Here is a 21,421-nt window from a genome sequence, read left to right as displayed (position 1 = left end):
TCTTTTTCTCTTCCTTATGAATTTACTATCTTTGCCACTTAAAATTTTAAAGAAAAAATCAATGAATTCCTTTATAGAAGAACTAAAATGGCGTGGTCTGTTTGCCGATATGATGCCCGGAACCGATGAACAACTGAATAAAGAGGTAACTACTGCATATATTGGTTTTGATCCTACAGCCGATTCTTTACATATCGGAAGTCTTATCCAGATCAAGATTTTAGCTCACTTCCAGCAGCATGGGCACAAACCTATTGCTTTGGTGGGAGGTGCTACGGGAATGATCGGTGATCCTTCAGGAAAATCTGCGGAGAGGAATCTTCTGGATGAAGAAACCCTTTTACATTATGTTGATTGTCTTAAAAACCAGCTTTCAAAATTTTTGAATTTTGATGGTAATGAGCCTAATAAAGCTGAATTAGTGAATAATTATGACTGGATGAAAAATATTTCTTTCCTTGATTTTGCTAAAAATATCGGGAAGAATATCACCGTCAATTACATGATGGCTAAAGATTCCGTAAAAAAAAGGTTTTCAGGAGAAGGAGGTGCAGATGGAATGAGCTTTACTGAATTTACTTATCAGCTGATCCAGGGATATGATTTCCTGCATTTATATCAGAACAATAATGTAAAACTTCAGATGGGAGGTTCTGACCAGTGGGGAAATATTACTACAGGAACAGAATTGATCCGTAGAAAAGCTCAAGGAGAAGCTTTTGCATTAACAGTTCCTTTGATTACAAAAGCAGATGGCTCCAAATTCGGGAAATCTGAAAGCGGGGAAAACTACTGGCTGGATAAGAAGAAAACTTCACCTTATAAATTTTACCAGTTCTGGCTTAATGCTACGGATGAGGATGCTGAAAGATTTATTAAATTCTATACATTCCTGGGGAAAGAGGAAATTGAAACTTTAATAGAAGAACATAAAACGGCTCCGCATGAAAGAAAGCTGCAGAAAAAACTAGCTGAAGAAGTAACGGTTTGGGTTCATGGCAGAGAAGAATATGAAAAAGCACTGAAAGCTTCTGAAATTCTGTTCGGCCGTTCTACAGCAGAAGATCTTGTTAACCTGGATGAGGAAACTTTCCTTGAAGTTTTTGATGGCGTTCCACAAAAAGAAATTGCCAGAGCAGATGTATTAGGAGTCAATATCATTGATCTGCTTTCTGAAAAATCAGGGTTTTTAAAGTCTAAAAGTGAAGCTCAAAGAGAAATTAAGGGAAATGCTATTTCTGTCAACAAGCAAAAAGTAAATGATACTTATACAGCTAATGAGACAGATCTTATCGATGGTAAATTCCTTCTGCTTCAAAAGGGTAAAAAAAGCTATTTTATTGTAAAGGTTCAATAAGATCAGCTTTCTTCTCTATATAAAACAAAAACTGCTTTTTTAAAAGGCAGTTTTTTTATTTTAGAAAAGCAATATCACGCACAAAAAGCCGTGAAAGGATTCACGGCTCCTGAGAAAGCTATCATTTTTTAAAAAGCTATAACGATCGTTATCGGCTGTTATAAAAAGCTCTGAAAAAACTGTATTGTATTGAGAATAATTTTGTTTACTGTGTGTCTTTACCCTCAGGATATTCTTTGTTTTAGAATTTGTAGGTAAGACCTGCTTTTCCTCCTGATGCTACAGTACCTCCGCCCAACTCTACATGGAATGCAAGGTTGTTTGTAAAAAAGTATCTTCCTCCTACTTGTCCCGCAAAGCCTACTCCTGAAGACTTCCCGTCAAAATAGTCATAATCTGATCCGTTGTATTTGTATGAAAAAGAATTATAGGCCAGTGTAGCTCCCGCATATACATCCCACTTGTTAGGAATTTTAAGCAAGGTGTTAAAATGATAATTTCCGTTGAGGCCTGCCCCAAACCAGGATCCTTTGATATCTCCAGTATATTTCTTTGTTGCATAGCTTCCTTCGATACCTACTGTAATGTCATTATGAACAGCATAATCTACTCCAACAGATACCGGAGTTCCCCAGCCGTTTGCCACTCCTATGCCAACATTGATCTGAGCTTCCCCTTTCTGTATTCTTTGTGCATTCATACTTGCGAAAAGGGAAATCAGACCCAATATAAAGATTCTCTTTTTCATTCGATAAATAAGTTTTTATGTTTATTGTTTCTATATCACAAAATTATTTCACAGTTCCATAGAACACAATCCTAAAAAAAAATGTATTTTTTTTTCTACTGATTTTTAGGTATTTCCGGTATTTGCATTTTTAATTATATTCACAGTTAATAAAAAAAACTTAACCTATATTGAAATTAAACTGATGAAGAGACTTGGCTGCATTTTATTGATCCTCATCCATTTCACCTTACAGGCGCAAGGTCTCTTTCCGCTCAATGAAAAAAAGATATGTGGACAGTCTGCGGATCAGTATCAGTAATAATGCCAACAGCGTTGCCAAAGCGGACACCTACTTTCTGCTTTCAAATTTCTACAAGAATACGGATACTGTGATGAGCAGAAAATATCTGGAGATAGGAAAAAGGCTTGGGGGAAAAGACAGTTTTACCACTGCTCAATACTATTATTATGAGGGACAGTATTACCAGGATTTCAACAAAGAAAAGGCAGCAGCAGCTTACCGGAAAGCTATAGAAGCTCTGTCAAAAAATAAAAAATAAAAAATCCGATTTTTATATTGCATTATGCTGGTACAGCTACGGAGTTGTACAAAAAAATAAAGAAGGTTATCCGTTTTTAATCAAAACCATGCTTGAAAAAAGCATTCCTGTTGCCGAAAAATATGGTGACAGTAAAGTGCTTGGTTTTTTATATACCCAGCTGGCCCTTATGCTTACTTATAATGCAGAATTTGAAAAAGCACAGATTTATAATGCTAAAGCAGTTACTATGCTGGAAAAAGAGGCTCCTCATTCCGCAGAATTATTGTATGCTTATCTTAATACCAACAGTAATTATTGCTATCAGGCAAAATGCAGTTCAGGAAAACAATTTTTAGACAAAGCCGGAAACATGGTTTTACCTTATCCCGATTCTTCTTCAAATACTTTTTACTACTACAATAAAGCGCTATACTTTATAGGCATGCAAAAACATGAAGATGCGTTACGAACTATAGAAAAAGGGTTGTTTTATGCTAAAAAAATTTAATCAGAGGCTGCAAATGCAGATGTTCTATTTTCACAAGTATGATATTTTTAAAAAATCAAAAAGATATGCGGAAGCTAAAAGCCTTCTGGAGGAAATTTTAAAGGAAAAAACCCTCGGGCAGGATCTCAATAACAGAAAAACTATTTACAGCCATTTATCCGGTATTAACGAAATCATGGGAAATCCAAGTGAGGCATTGTTATGGGAAAAGAAATACTCACAATTAAATGACAGTTTAAATGCCGAGAATGTAAAACTTGAAATCAATAAACTGGAAACTAAATTCAACACTTCTGAAAAAGAGAAGAAAATAGCATTCCTTAGTGCGGAGAAAAATCAGAAACAAATGGAAGTCAATAAGAAAAATTATTATCTGTGGGTATTAAGCCTTGCTTTGTTATCATTCACAGGTCTTTTAATTTTCTTATTTATTATTTACAGAAACAACAAAAAGTTATCTGAACAGAAAGAGATCAATCTTCAGCAAAAAATTAAAGATATTAAACAAAAGGAAGAGCTTGCCCTCACAAAAGCTATTTTAGAGGGTGAAGAAAGGGAACGTGAACGGGTGGCCAAAGACCTGCATGATGGCCTTGGAGGTATGCTGGCAGGTGTTAAAATCAATTTATCAACATGGTCTTCCACTCATCTAAACCCGGACCTGCATCGGGACTTTTATAAAATTTTAGGCCAGCTGGACAATTCTGTAAGTGAACTTCGCCATGTTGCCAGAAATCTGATGCCCGAATCTTTGCTCAATTTTGGGTTGGAAATCGCTTTGCGTGATCTTTGTGAGTTCTACACCAGGAAAGATCTTGAAATTGACTTCCAGGCTATTGATATTGATAAAGAGTTACCTTTAAACACCCAGCTCAATATTTATAGAATTGTACAGGAACTATTGGCCAATGCCATAAAACATGCTGAAGCCACCAATATTTTGTTACAATGTTCCCAATCTCAGGAAAACTTCTTTATCACCATTGAAGACAACGGAAAGGGATTTGAAAATAGCAAAGTACAGAATAACAAAAGTATGGGCCTCCGGAATCTGAAAAACAGAGTGGATTATATGAAAGGAACAATGGAAGTAAGCTCAGACAGTCAGGGTAGAACGATTAATATAGAGCTCAATATACATGGGGAATAAAAAGGGACTTCAAAAGAATGTTATTCTGTATATTCCCGGAAGCGATTGGCTCTCCTGAAGGTACCCAGATCATTGAAACGTACTCCATATTTCCGTAATATATTCTGTGCCTTCTTACGGCCGATATGACGTACATAAAAGGTTTCATTCACTACAAAATGATGGATACTGTGCGTCCAGCCAAAAAAGAAGCAGAACAGCTGCATGGGAAAAGTCCACCAGACATTGAGTACCTGTGTTTGTTCAATGACATTCCCTTCTTCCACATCCCCGAAATAGTGCATATTGGAGGTTATAAAATGCAAACAAAACTGGCGCAACAGGTTAGGAAGAAGAATGGTATAAATAACCACATTGAGGCTATCCAGCATACTATCGATATAATACGGAAAACTGAAAGCTGTCATGAATTTTGTATTGATCCAAACCAATAGCTGATCTGCAAAAAAGAGATACAGTATAACATGGGCAAAAACGGTTACGGGGATAATGCTTAAAAATGTGATCCGTTTCAATGTGGCAGAAGTTTCCATTTTAAGGTTACCGTTTTTCACTTCCCGGTCCATATCATGGTACATACGATGAAGACGGAACAGGCCTCCCAGAACGATATCAGGAGTTGTGATCAACCTTTTGAAAGACCAACGCTCACCATTGGTGACACTACGTTCCTCTACATCATGCAGTGTCCCTGAAAATTTATGATGATGGTAATGTAATGTGCGCCTGATCCAGGGATTAACCGTTAATGGACGTAAGATCCAGACGCTGAAAAGCATCAAATGATGCACAGGTTTTTGTTTTTTAAAATAAAGCCAATGGATAAGGTCATGCTCAATCTCATGAAGAATTCCCATGAAAAAAGCATTAACAACAATCATAAGCCAGGTGGGAATAACAGCCTTGTACCAGCCAACAGATGTCACCATAATAGCCGTAACAGCAATTAAAAATATCGCCAGTCCTATACCATTCTGCTTTTTTAATAAAGGGTATGCTTCTTTAAGCTGTTCATAGGATTGATTAATCTCTTTCCTGATCAACCGTGATGTTTCCTGATGTTTCACTTCCGTGTGATTTTTCCATAAAAATAAAAATTTTTTCAATAAATATCTATTTAAAAATAAATTAAATTGTTATGACTATCATATTAATAAATATATATGAATAAATAACACAAAATAATTAAGGCTTCCGTCGGTTTAAAGCAAACATCGGCGCCGGGATTTATACCGGCGCCGATGTTTTATTCTGAAAATGATCTGATATTAAAATGTATAGCTTGCAGAAGCTGATAAAATCTCACCACTGGAAGTTCCTTCTTTTTTTAGTTCTCCATCCACCCAGATCTGAACTTTTAAGGTAGAAGATGCATTTGCTCCCATTGCGTTGACTGCTACATTAGCATTATAGGAGCCCGGCTCAGAAGTTATTTCAGGACTTGACCAGGTTGTTCCGCTAAGACTTGTTGCTGTTGTAGGATTTCCATCTATTCCGTACACCGCCATATCAATATTGCTTCCCGAAGATGCAATGGCTTTAAAAACTACCTTATGGCTTTTTCCTGCCGGGCCATTATCATCATCTTTGCTGCAGGATGACACAAACCCGACAAACATTGTTGTCAACAATACTACAAACATACCTCTCAGTAGCTGACTCTTTCTCATTTTTCTCATAAACTTTCTGTTTAAATTTTTAGTGATTTTATTGAATATTCTATGAACTGTGACTTGTCGGTGCAAAGCTATAGGAATCATAAACCCTAATCAATCCTCAAAAATCTGTATTTTTTTTCTACCGGAATTCAGGTATTTTTTATGCTGTTTTTTTTAATTAAATTGAGCAGTTAAAATTTTTTCACAGAACTGATACAGAATGAAGAGATTCCTGATCCTATTAAGCATACTGCTGTCTTTAAGCCTGTCTTCACAGCAGATCATCCCCCTTGACGAGAAATCTTATTCAGACAGCCTGCAAAACATTATAAAAAAATACAGCTCCCAACACTTCAAAAGTAAATGCCTGTTTTCTACTGTCAAATTATTACAGAAACAGAGATAGTCTTTTAAGCAAAAAATACCTGGAAACCGGGAAAGCATTCATAAAAAACAGTCCTTTTCTTTCCGCCAAATATCACTATTACGAAGGACAGTATAACCTTGACCGTAATAAAAAGAAAGCAGCTGCATCTTACCTGAAAGCCATTAAAGAATTAGCAGAATTCAGAAATGAAGAATCGGAATTTATGCAGTCTCTGGCCTGGTACAACTATGCAGTAACCCAAAAAGATAAAGAAGGATATCCCTTTCTGGTAAAAACTATTCTTGAAAAGAGCATCCCACTGATCAAGAAGTATGAAACCAGCAAAAACCTGGGTTTTTTATATACTCAGCTGGCCATTATTCTTACGTATAATGCTGAGTTTGCCAAGGCAGAAAACTACAATAATAAAGCATTAGGAATTCTGGAAAAAAATGCACCCCATTCTGCAGAACTATTGTATGCCTACCTGAATTCTACCAGCAATTTTTGCTATCAGGCTAAAGGAGATGAGGCTAAAAAAATTTTTAGATAAAGCTGAAAAGCTCATTGCGCCCTACCCGGAATCTTCAGCTAATGCATCCTATTACTACGCTAAAACACTTTATTGTATCACCAAACAAAAAAAACGCGGAGGCATTACCCGTTATAGACAAAGGAATTTTCTATGCTAAAAAAATTTTAATCAGAATCTGTTGGCGCAGATGTTTTACTTCAATAAATATGATATTTTAAAAAAAATTAAAAAAAATATAATGGAGCTAAAAAACACATTAGAAGATGTTTTGGCTGAAAAAAACGCTCGCTGTAGATCTTAACAACAGGAAAACAATTTACAAACAACTTTCCGTACTTAATGAAGAGATGGGAAATGCCAAGGAGGCCCTGGCATGGGAACAAAAATATTCTACACTCAACGACAGCTTAAATACCGAAAACGTAAAGCTTGAAATCAATAAAATTGAATCGAAATTCAATGCTGCTGAAAAAGAAAAGAAAAATAGCACTCCTTAATGCTGAAAAAAATCAAAAAGACCTGGAGGTCAGCAGGAAAAATTCCTATCTCTGGGGATTAAGCCTTATTTTATTACTTGTTTTAAGTCTTTTGATTTTCCTCTTTATTATTTTAATAAAAAAAGATTAATAAAAAGCAAAGATAGGCAAAACGGTTAACCCCGTTATTATACAATGCTTTATAAAAGTGTAGTCTTTTTTGAGAACTCTCTGTCCGATAGGTTTTGGGCTGGAAAATACAAAGTTAGGTTCCTAAATCGTTACCAATTCAGTCGGTAACTACCCAAATCTAACTGATTATATTTCAGTCTTTTGCACCCCTTTTTACGTTTCCTTGTAACTCAATGTAATTTAATTTTAAACATTAAACATTGTGGTTATGGAACAGACAAAAAGGTCAACGTTTAAATTGCTTTTCTACCTGAAAAAGAACGAACCAAAAAAGAATGGTAATGCTCCGATTATGGCACGTATTACCATTGACGGAGTGCCTAAAACTTTCGGAACAAAGTTAGAAATTAACGCTGATAATTGGGATTTAAAATTCGGTAGAGTTTTAGGCAAAAGTGCAGAAGCATTAAAAGTAAACAAGAAATTAGACAACATTCGAGGTCGTATTGATACGATTTATGAAGATATGCTCAAACACGAGGGCTTTGCCACTTCGCAGAAAGTGAAGCTCTCCTTTTTGGGTGTTGGTGTAATGGACGATGCTATCCTAAAAGTTTTCAACGACCAAAACGAACAATTTAAAAAATTGGTCGAAAAGGAAGAACGTTCAGAGGGTACTTACAATAAGTACATCACAGTTTACAATCATCTTTCCAACTTCATAGAGTTACGGTATCATCGTGACGATATGGCTTTTCGTGAATTGAATAACGATTTTATCCGTGAGTTTGATTTTTACCTCCGCTATGATTTACAGTTAAGCCATAATACTATTTGGGTGTACACAATGCCTGTTTTGGCTTTGGCGGAGTTAGCGATTAAAAAAGGGCTGATACGTGATTATCCTTTTGAGGATTACGAAATCAGTATGGAGGAAACCGACCGAGGTTACATATTGAAAGAGGACGTTGAGAAACTAATGCTTAGTAAGCCTCCGCACAAACGGTATGAAGTTGTAAAAGACCTGTTTATTTTCAGTTGTTTTACAGGGCTTGCGTATGCAGATATTAAGAAATTAAAAAGGAGCAATATACAATCATTCTTTGACGGGCATCAATGGATTATCAGCCGTAGAAAGAAATCAGACGTTGCTTCCAATGTTCGTCTAATGGATATTCCAAAACGTATCATTGAAAAGTATATCGGCACTACCCGTAATGAGTTTATATTCCCTATCCCAACCAATGCGACTTGTAATAAGCACGTCGCTAAGTTGATTGAAAATGCAGAAATTATTACGGAGCAAAAAGTAACTTTCCACACGGCAAGGCATACTTTCGGAACAATGTTTTTGACCGAGGGCGTACCTCTCGAAAGTCTTAGCAAAATGATGGGGCATAAAAATATATCTACTACACAAATTTATGCGAAGATTACCAGCCAAAAAATCAGTAAGGATATGGATTTGGTAACTCCGAAATTTAAAGCAATGGAAGAAGCATTTTTAATGGCTATCTAATTAAATTCATAAACATTTTTTTTGAACAGAGCTTAACGGCTCTGTTTTTTTTTGCCTCAATTTTTTTATACCCAAAGCACATTTACCACCCTTTCTAATCCCCTCGCAGTAAAAGAGCTTTCGGCTATATCTGAAACAGAAATTTGAAAAACGTCCCTCCGCTCATTCCACTTTTCGACATTTTTAAAATCCCTATCAGCGTGGCTTTGGAAGCCACCTAACTAAAAAAAAACATTTATCAATTAAGGGAAATAGAAGTGTTATTTCAATTCAAGACAGACCATCTTCTAATGCAATTTTCTCGGCTTCCACATTTTTTTTTATTCAAAGAAGCCTGTATGCACTATTGTCCCATTTCAAGAGCAAAGGTATTTCCGTGTTCTTAACGCCGCCAAAAGGTCAAGCAAGTTTGGAAAAAAATCTCCACCCGTTGGGTAGTATTTGTTTTCCAAAACCTTGTGTCGCCTAAACACGAACCTTTAATGCTCGTGAAACGAAACATAGCATACTCCGGCTCTTTGGACGAATAAAAAAAAATGTCAGTTATGAAAATTATAAGCATTGAAAATGGTAATGAAACGAAACAGCACCTCCTCTCATTACCGAATAAATCAAAAAAAATTAAATCAAATATCAATCACTAAAAATCAGAAAAAATGAACATCACAGGCAGACTGACAAGAAATGCGGAAGTACGCACATTGTCGAACGAAAAACAGGTAGTAAACTTTTCCGTAGCGGTAAATGACGGCTACAAAAACAGACAGGGCGAATGGGTAGAGCAAACGGCTTACTTCGATTGTGCCTATTGGATTAGTGCAAACGTGGCAAGGCTACTGACAAAAGGCACTTTGGTAGAACTCACAGGACGTGTAAGCACAAGAGCGTGGACAGGCAAAGACGGAGAAGCGAGAGCAGGTTTGAATTTCCATACCTCACAAATCAAATTGCACGGCGGAGGAAACAGAGCCGAAACCGTACTGGCTACTGCACAATATGAAAACAACGGATTTACAGCAGAGGGAACAGAGGACGACCTACCATTCTAAAAATAAGTATTCAATCAATTTTTTAAACATCAAAATTTTATCAAAATGGCACACAATCTAAATTTCAACGAGAGAACAGGAAAGTACAGTTTCTTTACAGTACAGCAAAAAGCGTGGCACGGTTTGGGGCAACTCGTAGAGCAATATCCGACAAGCGAGGAAGCAATCAAACACGCAGGGTTAGATTACGAAGTTGTAAAATCCCCACTATTTACCAAAGGTTCGGGATTTATTGAAACTGCACAGGGTATTGAGTTAGGCAGTACCGAATTGGAAGTACCTAACTATTTCGCCAACATTCGCACCGATAATAATGCAGTATTGGGCGTAGTCGGGAAAGATTACCATATCGTACAAAACCGTGAAGCGTTCAATTTCTTTGATGCTATCGTAGGCGGTGGGGACGATATTTTATACGAAACCGCAGGAGCATTGGGCAAGGGAGAGCGCATTTTTATCACAGCCAAATTGCCTGACTATATCCGTGTAGGTAATGGCGATGATGTTACAGAAAAATACATCTTCCTAACCACAAGCCACGACGGAAGCGGAAGTATTACCGCAGCGTTTACGCCTATCCGTATCGTATGCCAAAATACCTTAAACGCAAGTTTGCGGAATATGACAAATGTAGTGCGTATCAAACATACTTCGGGAGCAAAACAACGTATCGAGAACGCCCACAAGATTATGGGATTAGCCAACACGTTGAGCGACCAATTACAGGGCATTTTCAACGATTGGGCAAAGGTCAGAGTATCAGACCGAGAAGTTAAAAAGTTGATACAGTTGGCACTTTGCCCAAATAAAGAAACCCTTGATTCACTCAAAAAAGGTGCGGAAGATGAAGTTTCCACCGTGTTCAAAAACACCGTAGATGACGCATTTGGCTACGCAATGATGAGCGACACACAGCAAATGGACACTACAAAGGGAACACTGTTCGGAGCGTACAATGCGGTTACAGGCTACTTTCAGAATGTTCGTAATTACAAGGACAACGAAGCCAAATTACAGAGTATCGTAATGGGTGGAACGGCTCAACTGAAATCGCAAAAGGCATTTGAATACTGTACCGCCTTTGCTTTGGACGGTGCGGAAATCCTAAACCTTAATTAAATAACAACAGGCTACCGCCTTAATCGGTGGTAGCCTTTTAAAAACAAGCGATATGAAAGCGACAACAATAGAAGAAGCGAAAAAGTTGGCAAAGGCACAGAGCCTTGAACAGAAACACAAAGACGAAAGCATATTTATTATTTACTGCAATCGTACAGAGTATTTCTATATAGACACAGATGGTTTAGTACGCCTTTGGGAAAAGTCATTTGGCTACTATGTAAACGGAGTTTATACCAAAGAATAAACGCATAACATTTAAAAGCAGTTACAATGGAAACGAAAGCAATAGCAACAAAATTTATCAGCCACGAGATACCCGAATTGGAAACGCTGAAAACCGCAAAGGTTTACCAATTAAGGGAAAAACTGAACAAGGGCGAGAAGTTGAGCCGAGCCGATAAAAATTGGATTGCAAGAGAAGTAAACTACAATGGTTTTTTCCGCACAGCTATTCCGCTAATGGGTTATCGGTTTGGTTTTGAGGATATTCTAAAAACCTATATAGTGAAGCAGTACGGAAGTTGGCACGAATACAATGCACCCGACAAAACGAGCCTACGCAGTTTCATTTATGGCAGGATAGACGAGATAGCAGAAATAAGGAATTAACGAACACATTAAAATTTCAGAACAATGAACACAAATTTTTTCAATCAGATAGCACAGTTGGATTTTACAGGCAATTTACAACTGACAATAACCAAAGGCACGGAAAACAACCTAATTGTAACTGTATTGCTCAACAATGAGCAATGCAGAGATGGTGCAAAAAAATCTCATTCCCCCTTTGACATTCAACGCCACACCGCAGGAGTTTGACGAGGGATTTTTCGAGCAGATTAAAAAACCTGTTCAGACTATTTCGGGCGTAATGGTAGATATGGAAGCCTTTATGAAGCAAATGGAAATAGTCAAACTACAATCCGAAGCGGAAAAGCAGAAAGCCGAGAAACTCAAAAAGGAAAAAGAAGCCAAAGACAAGAAGTACAAAGACGGTATGGCAAAGGCGGACGAGTTGGAAAAAGAGGGCAAATTCCGTGAAGCGTGGATAAAAGTACCCGACATTACCGAGTTTCCCGAAAAAGCGGACGAGATACGCAAACGCAAATCTTCACTATCTGCAAAGTTCGCTACACCCGACCTATTCGTAACAATGGGAGCAACAGAAGAAGCACCGACACAAGCGGAAGAAGTTACAGCAGATTACCCCATTGAAGAAACAGACGAAGCAGAACAGTATTAACCCAAAAATCAAAAGTTATGTTATTAGCAACAGTATTACCGAGAGTTTTTATACTCAAAGATAAAGGACAGGACATCAGACTAACCGACCCCGAAGCACGGTGGAGCGTGGAAGCTGTAATGAATTATTACGCCAATATGTACCCGATACTGACTACCGCAAAGGTATCAGCACCGAAGATAAAAAGACGATGCAGTTGAATATCGTTTTGAGAGCGTAATGGGTACGAAAGGATAATTTAAAACCGTAAAAACAATGAACTATGCAACGCAACAAAATAGCGGGAACAATCAGCATTCCCGAACAGCAACGGCAACGACAGTTGCACCAACAGTTAGGCGAGTTCGCCCAATGGATGCAAAGACCAAAAGACGCAGACCAAGTCCGGAAAGACAAACGGAAATCCGTACCGATAGCAATGCTACCAATGGTTTTTTAAAGTGTACGTTTCTGCCTAAACTGAAAACGGCACAATCCGTACAGGCTTGTCAGAAAACGGAAAGGGATTTTTATAATTCCCTTTCCAGACTTGCCGAGCATTACAGCATTGAGCCTATGCAGACCCGACAGGATTACGCCTTTCCCTACAATATTGTATTGGCTATGTGGGATATGAACACCCAACAGAAGCGGACAAATATAAATTGGGACGGTTTTAAATTGGTACAGGACAGCAGGAAAACCTATTTTGTAACTGACGAACGGTTTAAAACCAATACAACGCTTTTCTATATTCCCGTTGTACCGCTTTTCAGAATGTTGCAGGACAAACAGCGAAAGCAATCGGCAAAGCTACTTTTATCAGTATGCAGTTACTTATACCATTTTGCCCGAATACCATATTACAGGGACGAAAACACCTATCTGTATGAGTTGTATGAGATGTATAAGGATTGGGCAGAATACGGAGAAGCAGAAGAAAGCGAGTGCAACAAAAAAGAGATTGAACAATCCGAAATGATTGGCGACAAAATAGAATTGGAAATATCTGACCGTACTAATTTAGAAGCATTTGAACAGCGTTTGAGCCAATTTAAAAGCCTTGATACATTCGACAAAGAATGTTGGCATATTGCGTGTAATGCCTTTGCCCTATACACGGAATACCCGAACGCAAGTATTTTCAGAAATGCACCAATGCCCGAACAAGACCCATACGATGACGACAGTATCGAATACGTTGGAATGGAAAGGTACATTTCATTCGTGGCAGATACCAAAGGTTGGTTATTTGATAGCCTTGTTGAAAGCATCAATTCAGACTTTAACGAGTTGGGAGCATTGGAAGAACCAAGTATTACCAAAGTCTTTGACGGCAAGAAAATAACAGCAGGAAACCTTGATTTTGAAAACCGTTTGTTTGACCTATTGGACGACCTCAAAATACTATTGCGAAACTATAAAACAACAGAAGAATGAACAATTTAACTGACATAACCGCAAATTTCGGAACGCTTTATTTTCCAAAATCGGCATTGGTTTTTTACCAAAACAAAGGCACGGACAAAGAAACCTATGTAGAGCATTTCGATATGGATAAGGACGGCAACCCAATCAACGCCCACCCCTTGACCGTAAGAGAAGCCAATATTTTGTCGAAGTGTTTACAGACCGATGAAGATAAGAACACGGCATTTTTAAAACCAAAGGGAATTTTGCCTACAAATATCCTGCATATCAATCCGAGCGACAACGGCACAGTGCTATGGCACACCAAAGCAAAGAAACAGCAACTTTATTTCGTGGACGATTTGGGCATACCCAACGGAACGGCACAAGTTCCTGCAATGCTTTGGTTAGCGAGTAAAAGCAGTCTTTCCGTATTTGCTTTGGCAAACAACAGGCGACCAACCGAAAAAACGCCTTTGCATTACGCCCCATTTTTCAACATCTACGAAAAGGGCAACGTATGTATGGGGACAGTCAGTATTGACATTAAAAATTCGGCTTCGGTTGAGGAATTTATACAGGCGTGGGAACACTATTTTTTCAATTCCTATTTCAGTCATTCATTATGCAGTAATTTGACAAAACGAAACATTGTAAGCCTTTGGAAAGACCTCGTTAATACAGATAAACCCTTTCCCACAGAAGCATTAAAAAAGAATAATAAAACCCTTAAAAATCTATTCCGATGAACAGCGAAAAAACAAAAGTACATTTCACAGATAACTATCTGTTAAACCCAACTAACCCGATTACGGTAAACCTTATCGGAGCAGGTGGCACAGGCTCAAAAGTTCTGACAGCCTTGTTAGAGACAAATGAAAGTTTGACGGCTTTGGAACACGCAGGACTTTCCGTAAGGTTGTGGGACGATGATATTATCACGACCGCCAATTTAGGCAGACAGCGGTTTTTTGAAAGCGAAACAGGATTGTACAAATCCGTTGCTTTAATCAATCGTGTAAACCGTTGTATCGGTACAAATTGGAAAGCCGAAAGCCGAAAATTTGAAAGGGATAATTTCGGAATGATACCCGAAGAAGCACAGGCAACCATTACCATTACTTGCGTGGATAACGTACAGGCACGTTTTGGAGTTGCTGAAATTTTGAACGTATTGGGCAACCGTAAAAATTACCGAGATACCCCAAAATATTGGTTGGACTTTGGGAACAACAGGAACACAGGTCAAGTCTTACTATCTACTATCGGAGAGATTAAACAACCCGATACGCAAAAATACGAAGCGGTGGCAAGTCTGCCATTTGTTACCGAAGAATTTGGAGAATTGCTGAAGCAATCCGAAGAACAGGACGACACGCCAAGTTGTTCACTTGCCGAAGCATTGCAAAAGCAGGATTTATTTATCAATAGTTCATTGGCTCAAATGGGTTGTTCCTTACTTTGGGATTTATTTCGCTACGGAATGACGGAATACAGGGGATTTTTCCACAATCTGAAAGACTACCGTACCCAACCGATAAAAGTCGGTTAAAGTCCGAAAAATCGGGCAAAAATGCAATTCCTCGCTTCGGTCGGAAACGCATTTTTGCGTTTAAATTGGTACAACCACTTTGCCAAAATGTATCTCTACACAACCCCATTGCCCTACATTTCATCAAACAGGTTGTGCTTGTTTGGACTTCTTTTCTTTCCGTTGCGACCAAAGAAAAGAAGCAAAAGAACGTCGCTTTATTAAGGACAGATATTTTTATACTTTCTCGATAACTCTTTTTAAAATCGTCTGCATCGCTACCAATAGGCAGATAGCTTTTTTATTCCTATTTCCGTAAGAGCCTGTACCGTTTCATCTGTATCATCAATATCTCCGTAGCCAATTAATCTGATGCTTGGATATTTAGCCTTTAGTTCCCGAACTTGTGCCAGCACATTCTTATCCTCAAAGTTGAGGTCAATAATAATTGCTTTGGGGAGTTCGGTCAAAGCAGATAATTGAGTTAAACCGTCCTGAATGTTCTCCGAACGGAACAGTATCTCAATTCCTGAAGCAGTAAGGTCATTGCAGATAATGTCAATTAGAGGGCTTTTATCATTGATAAATGCAATACTGTTTTTGTGGGGTTTGTTTCCTGTGTCCATAACTGATAATTTTTCTTTTGTTAGTGGAACCTACCCAAAAAAAGAGCGTAGGCAATCACACTTACCGATACTAAGGCACTGGTACGCCCTGAACCCCGAATAAGCGGACGCCCACGCCTATTGCGTGAGCGTTCTTACTTATTGCCTCGGGGTTACGAAAAATTACCAGTTTTTAGTACCGAGTTTTAAAGCAAAAACACTTTAAATAATGTCTATATTTTCAAATACAAATATACTAAAGTAGTTCCGATTGAAACATAATCGGAATGAAATTAATTACAATCAATGCGTTTTATTGGTTATATAATTTTGCTCCAATATAGTCAGAATATCACTTTCCTTGTAGATTATTTTACCGCCAACCTGAATAAACGGCAGGATATTGTCATCACGGTATTGCTGGAGAGTGCGTTTGCTGATATGTAACAACCTGCATACATCTTCGCCCGATAAATAGATTTCGCCATTCATTACAGGACGGTAGTTTTTCAGTATATCCTCAATACGGTTTCGTAACCGTGTTATCATTTCCTGATAGGCTACGATTTCTTCGGTGTCATTCGTCAGTAAATCCATTGTCATTTGTATTGTACGGTTCGCCAGCTTCGAGCAAAGCCTGTACGTCCGAGAGTTTATAATAATTCTTGCGGTTCAGTTTGGAATAAGGCAGTAAACCCTTGTCTTTATAGGTCTGCAAAGTCCGTTTGGTAATGTTCATCATCAAACAAACCTCCTGATTGTCGAGCCACTTTTCCCCTTTGAAAATCGGGTCATATTTACGGGTAGCGTTTTCGGTCAGTTCCAAAAGCTCTTTTATATCATTCGTCATTCCGTCCAATGCGGATTTTGCTATTGCGATAACTTCCATAGTTTGCATATTTTTTCTGTGGAAGTCGAAGATATTAAGGCTTGTTGCAGGGTTGCGGAAGATTGCACCCTTTGGCTTTGAAAGGCAGTGTTTGGCGTAATAAAAAACAAATAGGATAACCTTTTGGGCTATCCTATTTGTTTAGTTGGGATTTACGAAATTCAAAACCCTGTTATATTCGGGTGGATAATAAGCCAGCTCCCATATATGCCCGTCAGGGTCTGAAAAATACCCTGCATATATACCGAGTGCTTCGTTTGTTGTCGCTTTGCTCGTTACCGTTCCGCCACACGCTGAAACATTTGCCAACGCAATATTTACATCTTCTTCGGACGGCAAAACACAACTGATAATCGTAGAAACATTGTCCTTTGAAACCTTAACGTTACGACCTGTTTTCAGGATGTAATAGGCTTCATATCTGTTTTTGTCTATCAGGTACAAATTAAGGTTCGGAAGCTCCACAATGATTAATCCGTCTTCGAGAAATATTTCGGGCGTTTCACTGAATAGGTTTTTGTAGAATGTTACCGATACCTCCGGAAACGCTACGGGTAAATAAACGATTGTACTTGTTATGTTCATACTATTTTTAATGTTCTCCAAATAAAGGTAAAAACTATCGTGTGCTTTGGGCTTCTATCGGTTGTTTTTCCTTATCCTTTTTCATTTGGGTGTACGTCCATATACAGACCACTCCGAGAATAATAAGACCATAGGCAAACAACTTGCCGATACGTTCTAAAAAAACGCACAGATATAGCTTTAGTATATCCCGAAAACATTTCTACACCAGCAGCATTACGCCTGTAAAACCTCCTGCGGTTTATCCAATAGATAAGTACAACCGCAACAACGATAACAAAAATACCAAACACTAATTGAGCTGTAACCGTATCCATAGCTATATGATTTATAATACCGTAAATTTAAACAAAACCCCCTAACATTGGAAGCTAAAAAGTAAAAAACCGACCTGTTGAAAGTCGGTTTTTGCTTATCTAATTTGCTGTCGTTTTAATCACTACTGTTAAACTGAAAACTTATCTGTTTCTCATTGCCAAAGCTGTCGGAAATCCAAATTTCAAAGGATTGTGATACCGTAGAAGCCGAAGTATAATACAACCTGAATTGCTCCGATTGTAACGGGTACAAATCGTTTGGCAGATACGGAGGTTCATCGTAATACCTCAACGAGCCTTGTCCGTCAAATTGGAAGTAGCGGAGATAGTATTGCGTATTTTGGTAGTTACCGCTCCGCTTTATCGTTACTCTGATTTCTACCGTTTGCCCATTGGCGACCTCTTTAGGTACGGGCATCACATTGACCTCAAAAGGAAAATCGTTCTGTATTTCAAGCTCGTCATCTTTGCTACAAGATACCAGCGAAATAGAACCTGTCAGGATTGCCAGCATTAGATATATTGGCAACAATCCTATTCTGAATTTATTAAATATTGCTATCATCGTTTTACGTTTTAAAAATTAAACCTTATTCCCACACCTGCGGACGGTCTGAATTGTCGCAGGTCAGTTCCCCATAACACTTTTGTACGCCCTTGCAGTACCAATACAAATCGGTCAGACAGGTACGTTTCAAAGGTCAGCCGACCACCAGCTCCGTAAATAAAATTATCCTCGCTTACTATCTTTGCACCGTCATACAACATCGTTTCGCCTCTGTTGATGCTCTCGTAACCGACCACGCCCGTTATTCCTGCATTCAGCGTAATGTTCTTACGGACATCGCCCAGCAGGAAGAAACTGTAACCGCCCTCAGCAGTATAAGTTTCCTGCGGTATGCGTTGGTCTTTATAGTCGTGATATTGGTGCGTGTACTCCAAAGCCCAAATCTGATAATTACCGTTTTTGCCGTTCACGGTCATTCCGAGATTGATATAATAATCGTTACCGATTTTATCATCGGACAAAATGCCCGTACTCACTTCCAATCCTTTTTGCTTTGGCAACATTCGTTGTGCCTGTGCAACCGTGATGGCCACAAAGAGTAGCATCACGGTATAGATATACTTTTTCATTGTTCTTGCTTTAAAAGGTTATTAAAATTTCAAGTGCATATCACTGATTACACGGGCATTGATTAAGTCCGAATTTTCCACCTGAAGCGTTTGGTGTCGTCCGCCGTTTTTCTCGAAAATCTCAATCAATAAAACCTTATCATCGGCAATCGTGAATTTGTCTAAGAGAAAAACATTTTGCTCGGTAGATTTCCCGTTAATACCGTCCTCTAATGGCTTGTAGGTTCTTAGCGGTGTCAATGCCCGTTCCTGTACTACGGTACGCTTAGCGACCTTTTTTATCCACGACTTTGAAATTGATAAAGTCTATATCAAACGGTACATTGCTTTTGTTCCTTAATTCCGTATGGAAATAATATTTACCATTATGGATATAGATGCCTTTCAGGATAAACTGAATGCCGAAGCTCTTAGCCCCGATATGCTTAACGATACGCTTGTCTTTTTTTGTAAATCGTTTCCAAAAGCAGACCAGCCAAAGACGGAGAATTGTTTCCGAGTTCCTCGAAAAGCACATCATTACCGTTGGCTTTATCTACTGCCTTTTGCATCGTCAGCAGGTCATAGCTCAACGCATCGGGATAGGAACTATAATACACATCAAAAGAGTAATAACGCCCGTCATTGGTAATGACCGAAAAATTGGTTTCGGTTTCAAAACTCCTTACGGCAGCTTTTACACGCAATACATTTTCCGCATCTTCCGCCTTTCCTGCAATCAGGTATTCACTTCCCAAATCCACGTACCGAATGGCGGTCGGGAAAATCAAATGCGAAGTTTTATCGTAGGTTACTTCCATTTTGTAAGGCTCAATCTTGCCCAAAGCAAGCGGAGTTTTGATATTTACACTATCCTGTGCAAAAGATTGTACGGCAAAGCCGATAGTCAGGGCAACCGCCCAAAAGGTTTTAAAAAGATTTTTCATTTGTCTAAATATTTGAGTTATACAATTATTGTTTTGATACAAGGAATACTTGGTGTCCTGCCTTTAGCGTGACTTTTGGTGTGCGTACTTTCTTGGCGAAATAGCCCGAAATTCCTTGTACCACGCCACGACTTAAATCGGCAGCGACTTGTTGTCCTGCATTTTGTGTCAGCATTACACTCGTTCCACCTGTCTGGCTCATATTGCCAGCCATTTCTGTAAGTGCATTCATTTCGGGGGAATACGGAACGTACAAACCCTGCTGACCATCCAAATCGTAAATGGTTATATCTACGGGAATGATATTGCCCTCCAATTCGATAGAGGTTATTTTGAGTTGCAAACGCCCTCCCTGAAATTTCGCATTAGCTGTTACAATCGTTCCCTGTGGGATTGTACGGATTGGCGTTTTTGCAGGTTCTAACAGCCGTAACCTTACGCCTGTTTCGCCAACTACCGTTTGTGCATCGTGTACGCAGGCTCTAATACTGTTTTTAGGTTGTACAATTTGCTCTTTAGCACCAGCAGTATAAAATCCCCGATTTCGGGTTTCGCTCCAATCGGCTAAAAAGGCACTGTCCGTAGGTTCACGGTACAAGGCTGATACGGTGTTCTTCCTTGCCGGAGTGAACACCACAAAATGCTCCTTTTGATTTGTCCCCGTTGTTCCTGTTGCCGTACCGTTTGCAGGTGCATTTTCTGCGGAGCTTGCAGGCGTATTAGCAGGAAGATATTTCGCTGCCATTTGATACGATTTTTCCATTAATGCAAGCTGGTCATCTACGGTTGTTGGTTTCGGTACATTTTGCTCCGCTAATTGCTCTTTGAGTTCGTCCAACTGTCTGCGGAGTTCCATTGTTTCCGAATTGTCGTCCTGATAGAAAGACCCCAATGTACTTTGCATATTGCGGTAGCTGTTCAATGCAGGATTGCCCCCGTTTCTCCCTGAACTTCGACCGCCATTACCATAGCCGTAGCTTTCTTCCTCCTGGGCAAATTCGTCTATCGGTTCTTCCTTATCGTCCGTGTTCCAATAATCTGAAAGTGTTGCTAAAGCATTGCGTTTCTCTTGCTCCTTTTGTTCCAGCATTTCAAGCTCGTAAGCCTTGCCCTTATTGTCGGGCATTCCTGCTCCCGTAGCTTGCGGAACGGCATCGTTCAGACCAATGTTTTCGATTTCCTTTTTGTCTTCCGACGGTTTAAATATCAAATACATACAGCCCACGAAAACAATACCCATTAAGCCAAAAATCAATGGCTTTTTCAATTTCTCGGTATTGTTCTTTTTTTCTTCGGGCAGATTTGATGCTCCGTTTTGGTCGTCCCCCTCAACGAGAAAACTGACCTTTTTTTCATTTTCTTTCATAAATCTGATTTTTTAAAATTGTTTTTAATGTGTCCTGCAATCTTGCAGGGCTTTCGTTCTGTTTCAGGACAGGGTTTTCGATATGGTCGATGTGCATATCGTTTTTTGACTGGCTTGTATCGTACCACACTTTTGCAACAACCCCTACGGTCAGTAGCAGGTAGCCCACAAACAGGTATAGCGTGTATTGGTGCTGTTTGCGAACGGGCATTGTCCTCCAATTTTCGTCCAGCCTGTCAAAAAACCTGTCGATATTTTCCCTTAATTTTTTCATACTCTTATTATTTA

The 21,421-nt window shown here is 38.9% G+C and carries 25 protein-coding genes and 3 pseudogenes; 16 read left to right on the top strand and 12 right to left on the bottom strand.

What is annotated here, in order from left to right:
* Positions 1-61 precede the first annotated feature (61 nt).
* Positions 62-1,357, top strand: a complete 1,296-nt coding sequence (gene tyrS / locus HX13_RS01995; RefSeq protein WP_050019709.1) for a tyrosine--tRNA ligase — start codon at positions 62-64, stop codon at positions 1,355-1,357.
* A 241-nt stretch (positions 1,358-1,598) separates the two neighbouring features.
* Here the strand turns inward: tyrS and HX13_RS01990 are convergent, their stop codons facing one another.
* Positions 1,599-2,105 (bottom strand): outer membrane protein, encoded by a 507-nt coding sequence (locus HX13_RS01990; RefSeq protein ID WP_050019708.1) that lies wholly within the window; start codon positions 2,103-2,105, stop codon positions 1,599-1,601.
* Positions 2,106-2,377: 272 nt separating this feature from the next.
* Between HX13_RS01990 and HX13_RS01985 the strand changes: the two genes are divergently transcribed.
* The 3 genes from HX13_RS01985 to HX13_RS01975 all read left to right on the top strand — a co-directional run bounded on the left by HX13_RS01985 (position 2,378) and on the right by HX13_RS01975 (position 4,287).
* Positions 2,378-2,647: a hypothetical protein gene (locus HX13_RS01985; RefSeq protein ID WP_128572155.1), complete on the top strand. Its 270-nt coding sequence runs from the start codon at positions 2,378-2,380 to the stop codon at positions 2,645-2,647.
* A gap of 88 nt (positions 2,648-2,735) precedes the next feature.
* On the top strand, positions 2,736-3,137 hold the full coding sequence (locus HX13_RS01980; RefSeq protein WP_050019706.1) for a hypothetical protein: 402 nt from the start codon (positions 2,736-2,738) through the stop codon (positions 3,135-3,137).
* A complete protein-coding gene (locus HX13_RS01975) occupies positions 3,121-4,287 on the top strand; it encodes a sensor histidine kinase (protein ID WP_050019705.1) in 1,167 nt (388 codons plus the stop codon). The genes HX13_RS01980 and HX13_RS01975 overlap by 17 nt, the downstream gene beginning before the upstream one ends.
* Before the next feature lie 20 nt (positions 4,288-4,307).
* On the opposite strand, the gene HX13_RS01970 is transcribed toward HX13_RS01975, so the two are convergent.
* Positions 4,308-5,393 carry a fatty acid desaturase gene (locus tag HX13_RS01970; RefSeq protein WP_050019704.1) on the bottom strand — a complete coding sequence of 362 codons (1,086 nt, stop codon included), beginning with the start codon at positions 5,391-5,393 and terminating at the stop codon, positions 4,308-4,310.
* Positions 5,394-5,555: 162 nt separating this feature from the next.
* Positions 5,556-5,957: a hypothetical protein gene (locus HX13_RS01965; protein ID WP_238554950.1), complete on the bottom strand. Its 402-nt coding sequence runs from the start codon at positions 5,955-5,957 to the stop codon at positions 5,556-5,558.
* Between the two features lie 578 nt (positions 5,958-6,535).
* Between HX13_RS01965 and HX13_RS01955 the strand changes: the two genes are divergently transcribed.
* The 12 genes and pseudogenes from HX13_RS01955 to HX13_RS01905 all read left to right on the top strand — a co-directional run bounded on the left by HX13_RS01955 (position 6,536) and on the right by HX13_RS01905 (position 15,329).
* A complete protein-coding gene (locus HX13_RS01955; RefSeq protein ID WP_050019701.1) occupies positions 6,536-6,865 on the top strand; it encodes a hypothetical protein in 330 nt (109 codons plus the stop codon).
* A 245-nt stretch (positions 6,866-7,110) separates the two neighbouring features.
* A complete protein-coding gene (locus HX13_RS01950) occupies positions 7,111-7,344 on the top strand; it encodes a hypothetical protein (RefSeq protein WP_050019700.1) in 234 nt (77 codons plus the stop codon).
* Between the two features lie 379 nt (positions 7,345-7,723).
* Entirely contained in the window at positions 7,724-8,974 is a 1,251-nt protein-coding gene (locus tag HX13_RS01945) for a site-specific integrase (protein WP_002979474.1), read from the top strand.
* Between the two features lie 656 nt (positions 8,975-9,630).
* On the top strand, positions 9,631-10,023 hold the full coding sequence (locus HX13_RS01940; RefSeq protein ID WP_024564695.1) for a single-stranded DNA-binding protein: 393 nt from the start codon (positions 9,631-9,633) through the stop codon (positions 10,021-10,023).
* A gap of 45 nt (positions 10,024-10,068) precedes the next feature.
* Positions 10,069-11,142 (top strand): DUF932 domain-containing protein, encoded by a 1,074-nt coding sequence (locus HX13_RS01935; protein WP_050019699.1) that lies wholly within the window; start codon positions 10,069-10,071, stop codon positions 11,140-11,142.
* Positions 11,143-11,194: 52 nt separating this feature from the next.
* Positions 11,195-11,389, top strand: coding sequence for a hypothetical protein (locus HX13_RS01930; protein WP_024564693.1), 195 nt, complete (start codon positions 11,195-11,197; stop codon positions 11,387-11,389).
* 26 nt (positions 11,390-11,415) lie between these two features.
* Positions 11,416-11,754, top strand: a complete 339-nt coding sequence (locus tag HX13_RS01925; protein ID WP_024564692.1) for a hypothetical protein — start codon at positions 11,416-11,418, stop codon at positions 11,752-11,754.
* A 24-nt stretch (positions 11,755-11,778) separates the two neighbouring features.
* A pseudogene (locus HX13_RS01920) lies at positions 11,779-12,388 on the top strand (PRTRC system protein E).
* A gap of 17 nt (positions 12,389-12,405) precedes the next feature.
* A pseudogene (locus HX13_RS21795) lies at positions 12,406-12,625 on the top strand (PRTRC system protein C).
* An 18-nt stretch (positions 12,626-12,643) separates the two neighbouring features.
* Entirely contained in the window at positions 12,644-13,807 is a 1,164-nt protein-coding gene (locus HX13_RS01915; protein WP_024564689.1) for a hypothetical protein, read from the top strand.
* Positions 13,804-14,526: a PRTRC system protein B gene (locus HX13_RS01910; protein ID WP_024564688.1), complete on the top strand. Its 723-nt coding sequence runs from the start codon at positions 13,804-13,806 to the stop codon at positions 14,524-14,526. The genes HX13_RS01915 and HX13_RS01910 overlap by 4 nt, the downstream gene beginning before the upstream one ends.
* Positions 14,523-15,329 carry a PRTRC system ThiF family protein gene (locus HX13_RS01905; protein WP_024564687.1) on the top strand — a complete coding sequence of 269 codons (807 nt, stop codon included), beginning with the start codon at positions 14,523-14,525 and terminating at the stop codon, positions 15,327-15,329. Before HX13_RS01910 ends, HX13_RS01905 begins: the two co-directional genes overlap by 4 nt.
* A 257-nt stretch (positions 15,330-15,586) precedes the next feature.
* Here the strand turns inward: HX13_RS01905 and HX13_RS01900 are convergent, their stop codons facing one another.
* The 9 genes and pseudogenes from HX13_RS01900 to HX13_RS01855 all read right to left on the bottom strand — a co-directional run bounded on the left by HX13_RS01900 (position 15,587) and on the right by HX13_RS01855 (position 21,407).
* Positions 15,587-15,934, bottom strand: a complete 348-nt coding sequence (locus HX13_RS01900; RefSeq protein WP_316931208.1) for a DNA-binding response regulator — start codon at positions 15,932-15,934, stop codon at positions 15,587-15,589.
* A gap of 282 nt (positions 15,935-16,216) precedes the next feature.
* Positions 16,217-16,510 carry a helix-turn-helix domain-containing protein gene (locus tag HX13_RS01895; protein WP_002979451.1) on the bottom strand — a complete coding sequence of 98 codons (294 nt, stop codon included), beginning with the start codon at positions 16,508-16,510 and terminating at the stop codon, positions 16,217-16,219.
* Positions 16,491-16,802 carry a helix-turn-helix domain-containing protein gene (locus tag HX13_RS01890; RefSeq protein ID WP_024564686.1) on the bottom strand — a complete coding sequence of 104 codons (312 nt, stop codon included), beginning with the start codon at positions 16,800-16,802 and terminating at the stop codon, positions 16,491-16,493. Before HX13_RS01890 ends, HX13_RS01895 begins: the two co-directional genes overlap by 20 nt.
* A 141-nt stretch (positions 16,803-16,943) precedes the next feature.
* The gene (locus HX13_RS01885; RefSeq protein WP_002979449.1) at positions 16,944-17,387 is read right to left on the bottom strand and encodes a VOC family protein; all 444 of its coding nucleotides are present in this window, start codon (positions 17,385-17,387) and stop codon (positions 16,944-16,946) included.
* Between the two features lie 432 nt (positions 17,388-17,819).
* Positions 17,820-18,269, bottom strand: a complete 450-nt coding sequence (locus tag HX13_RS01875) for a DUF3872 domain-containing protein (protein ID WP_024564685.1) — start codon at positions 18,267-18,269, stop codon at positions 17,820-17,822.
* 11 nt (positions 18,270-18,280) lie between these two features.
* The gene (locus HX13_RS01870) at positions 18,281-18,841 is read right to left on the bottom strand and encodes a conjugal transfer protein TraO (RefSeq protein ID WP_024564684.1); all 561 of its coding nucleotides are present in this window, start codon (positions 18,839-18,841) and stop codon (positions 18,281-18,283) included.
* Between the two features lie 21 nt (positions 18,842-18,862).
* A pseudogene (traN, locus tag HX13_RS01865) lies at positions 18,863-19,767 on the bottom strand (conjugative transposon protein TraN).
* A 25-nt stretch (positions 19,768-19,792) separates the two neighbouring features.
* Entirely contained in the window at positions 19,793-21,133 is a 1,341-nt protein-coding gene (traM, locus tag HX13_RS01860) for a conjugative transposon protein TraM (protein ID WP_024564682.1), read from the bottom strand.
* Positions 21,120-21,407, bottom strand: coding sequence for a hypothetical protein (locus HX13_RS01855; protein WP_024564681.1), 288 nt, complete (start codon positions 21,405-21,407; stop codon positions 21,120-21,122). The genes traM and HX13_RS01855 overlap by 14 nt, the downstream gene beginning before the upstream one ends.
* Between the last annotated feature and the right edge of the window lie 14 nt (positions 21,408-21,421).

This window comes from Chryseobacterium sp. P1-3, assembly GCF_000738495.1.
GTDB classification, from domain to species: Bacteria; Bacteroidota; Bacteroidia; order Flavobacteriales; family Weeksellaceae; genus Chryseobacterium; species Chryseobacterium gallinarum.
The sequence above is the reverse complement of the archived record's forward strand: the minus strand, read 5'-3'. Positions and strand labels throughout refer to the sequence as shown.

Bases quoted from the DNA above. Each gene is read 5' to 3' on its own strand.
- HX13_RS01905 (WP_024564687.1), top strand. From the start codon at position 14,523: ATGAACAGCGAAAAAACAAAAGTACATTTCACAGATAACTATCTGTTA.
- HX13_RS01930 (WP_024564693.1), top strand. From the start codon at position 11,195: ATGAAAGCGACAACAATAGAAGAAGCGAAAAAGTTGGCAAAGGCACAG.
- HX13_RS01965 (WP_238554950.1), bottom strand. From the start codon at position 5,957: ATGAGAAAGAGTCAGCTACTGAGAGGTATGTTTGTAGTATTGTTGACA.
- HX13_RS01945 (WP_002979474.1), top strand. From the start codon at position 7,724: ATGGAACAGACAAAAAGGTCAACGTTTAAATTGCTTTTCTACCTGAAA.
- HX13_RS01885 (WP_002979449.1), bottom strand. From the start codon at position 17,387: ATGAACATAACAAGTACAATCGTTTATTTACCCGTAGCGTTTCCGGAG.
- HX13_RS01990 (WP_050019708.1), bottom strand. From the start codon at position 2,105: ATGAAAAAGAGAATCTTTATATTGGGTCTGATTTCCCTTTTCGCAAGT.
- HX13_RS01955 (WP_050019701.1), top strand. From the start codon at position 6,536: ATGCAGTCTCTGGCCTGGTACAACTATGCAGTAACCCAAAAAGATAAA.
- HX13_RS01950 (WP_050019700.1), top strand. From the start codon at position 7,111: ATGTTTTGGCTGAAAAAAACGCTCGCTGTAGATCTTAACAACAGGAAA.
- HX13_RS01890 (WP_024564686.1), bottom strand. From the start codon at position 16,802: ATGGAAGTTATCGCAATAGCAAAATCCGCATTGGACGGAATGACGAAT.
- HX13_RS01935 (WP_050019699.1), top strand. From the start codon at position 10,069: ATGGCACACAATCTAAATTTCAACGAGAGAACAGGAAAGTACAGTTTC.
- HX13_RS01895 (WP_002979451.1), bottom strand. From the start codon at position 16,510: ATGGATTTACTGACGAATGACACCGAAGAAATCGTAGCCTATCAGGAA.
- HX13_RS01870 (WP_024564684.1), bottom strand. From the start codon at position 18,841: ATGAAAAAGTATATCTATACCGTGATGCTACTCTTTGTGGCCATCACG.
- HX13_RS01975 (WP_050019705.1), top strand. From the start codon at position 3,121: ATGCTAAAAAAATTTAATCAGAGGCTGCAAATGCAGATGTTCTATTTT.
- HX13_RS01875 (WP_024564685.1), bottom strand. From the start codon at position 18,269: ATGATAGCAATATTTAATAAATTCAGAATAGGATTGTTGCCAATATAT.
- HX13_RS01925 (WP_024564692.1), top strand. From the start codon at position 11,416: ATGGAAACGAAAGCAATAGCAACAAAATTTATCAGCCACGAGATACCC.
- HX13_RS01980 (WP_050019706.1), top strand. From the start codon at position 2,736: ATGCTTGAAAAAAGCATTCCTGTTGCCGAAAAATATGGTGACAGTAAA.
- HX13_RS01940 (WP_024564695.1), top strand. From the start codon at position 9,631: ATGAACATCACAGGCAGACTGACAAGAAATGCGGAAGTACGCACATTG.
- tyrS (WP_050019709.1), top strand. From the start codon at position 62: ATGAATTCCTTTATAGAAGAACTAAAATGGCGTGGTCTGTTTGCCGAT.
- HX13_RS01855 (WP_024564681.1), bottom strand. From the start codon at position 21,407: ATGAAAAAATTAAGGGAAAATATCGACAGGTTTTTTGACAGGCTGGAC.
- HX13_RS01900 (WP_316931208.1), bottom strand. From the start codon at position 15,934: ATGGACACAGGAAACAAACCCCACAAAAACAGTATTGCATTTATCAAT.
- HX13_RS01910 (WP_024564688.1), top strand. From the start codon at position 13,804: ATGAACAATTTAACTGACATAACCGCAAATTTCGGAACGCTTTATTTT.
- HX13_RS01915 (WP_024564689.1), top strand. From the start codon at position 12,644: ATGAACTATGCAACGCAACAAAATAGCGGGAACAATCAGCATTCCCGA.
- traM (WP_024564682.1), bottom strand. From the start codon at position 21,133: ATGAAAGAAAATGAAAAAAAGGTCAGTTTTCTCGTTGAGGGGGACGAC.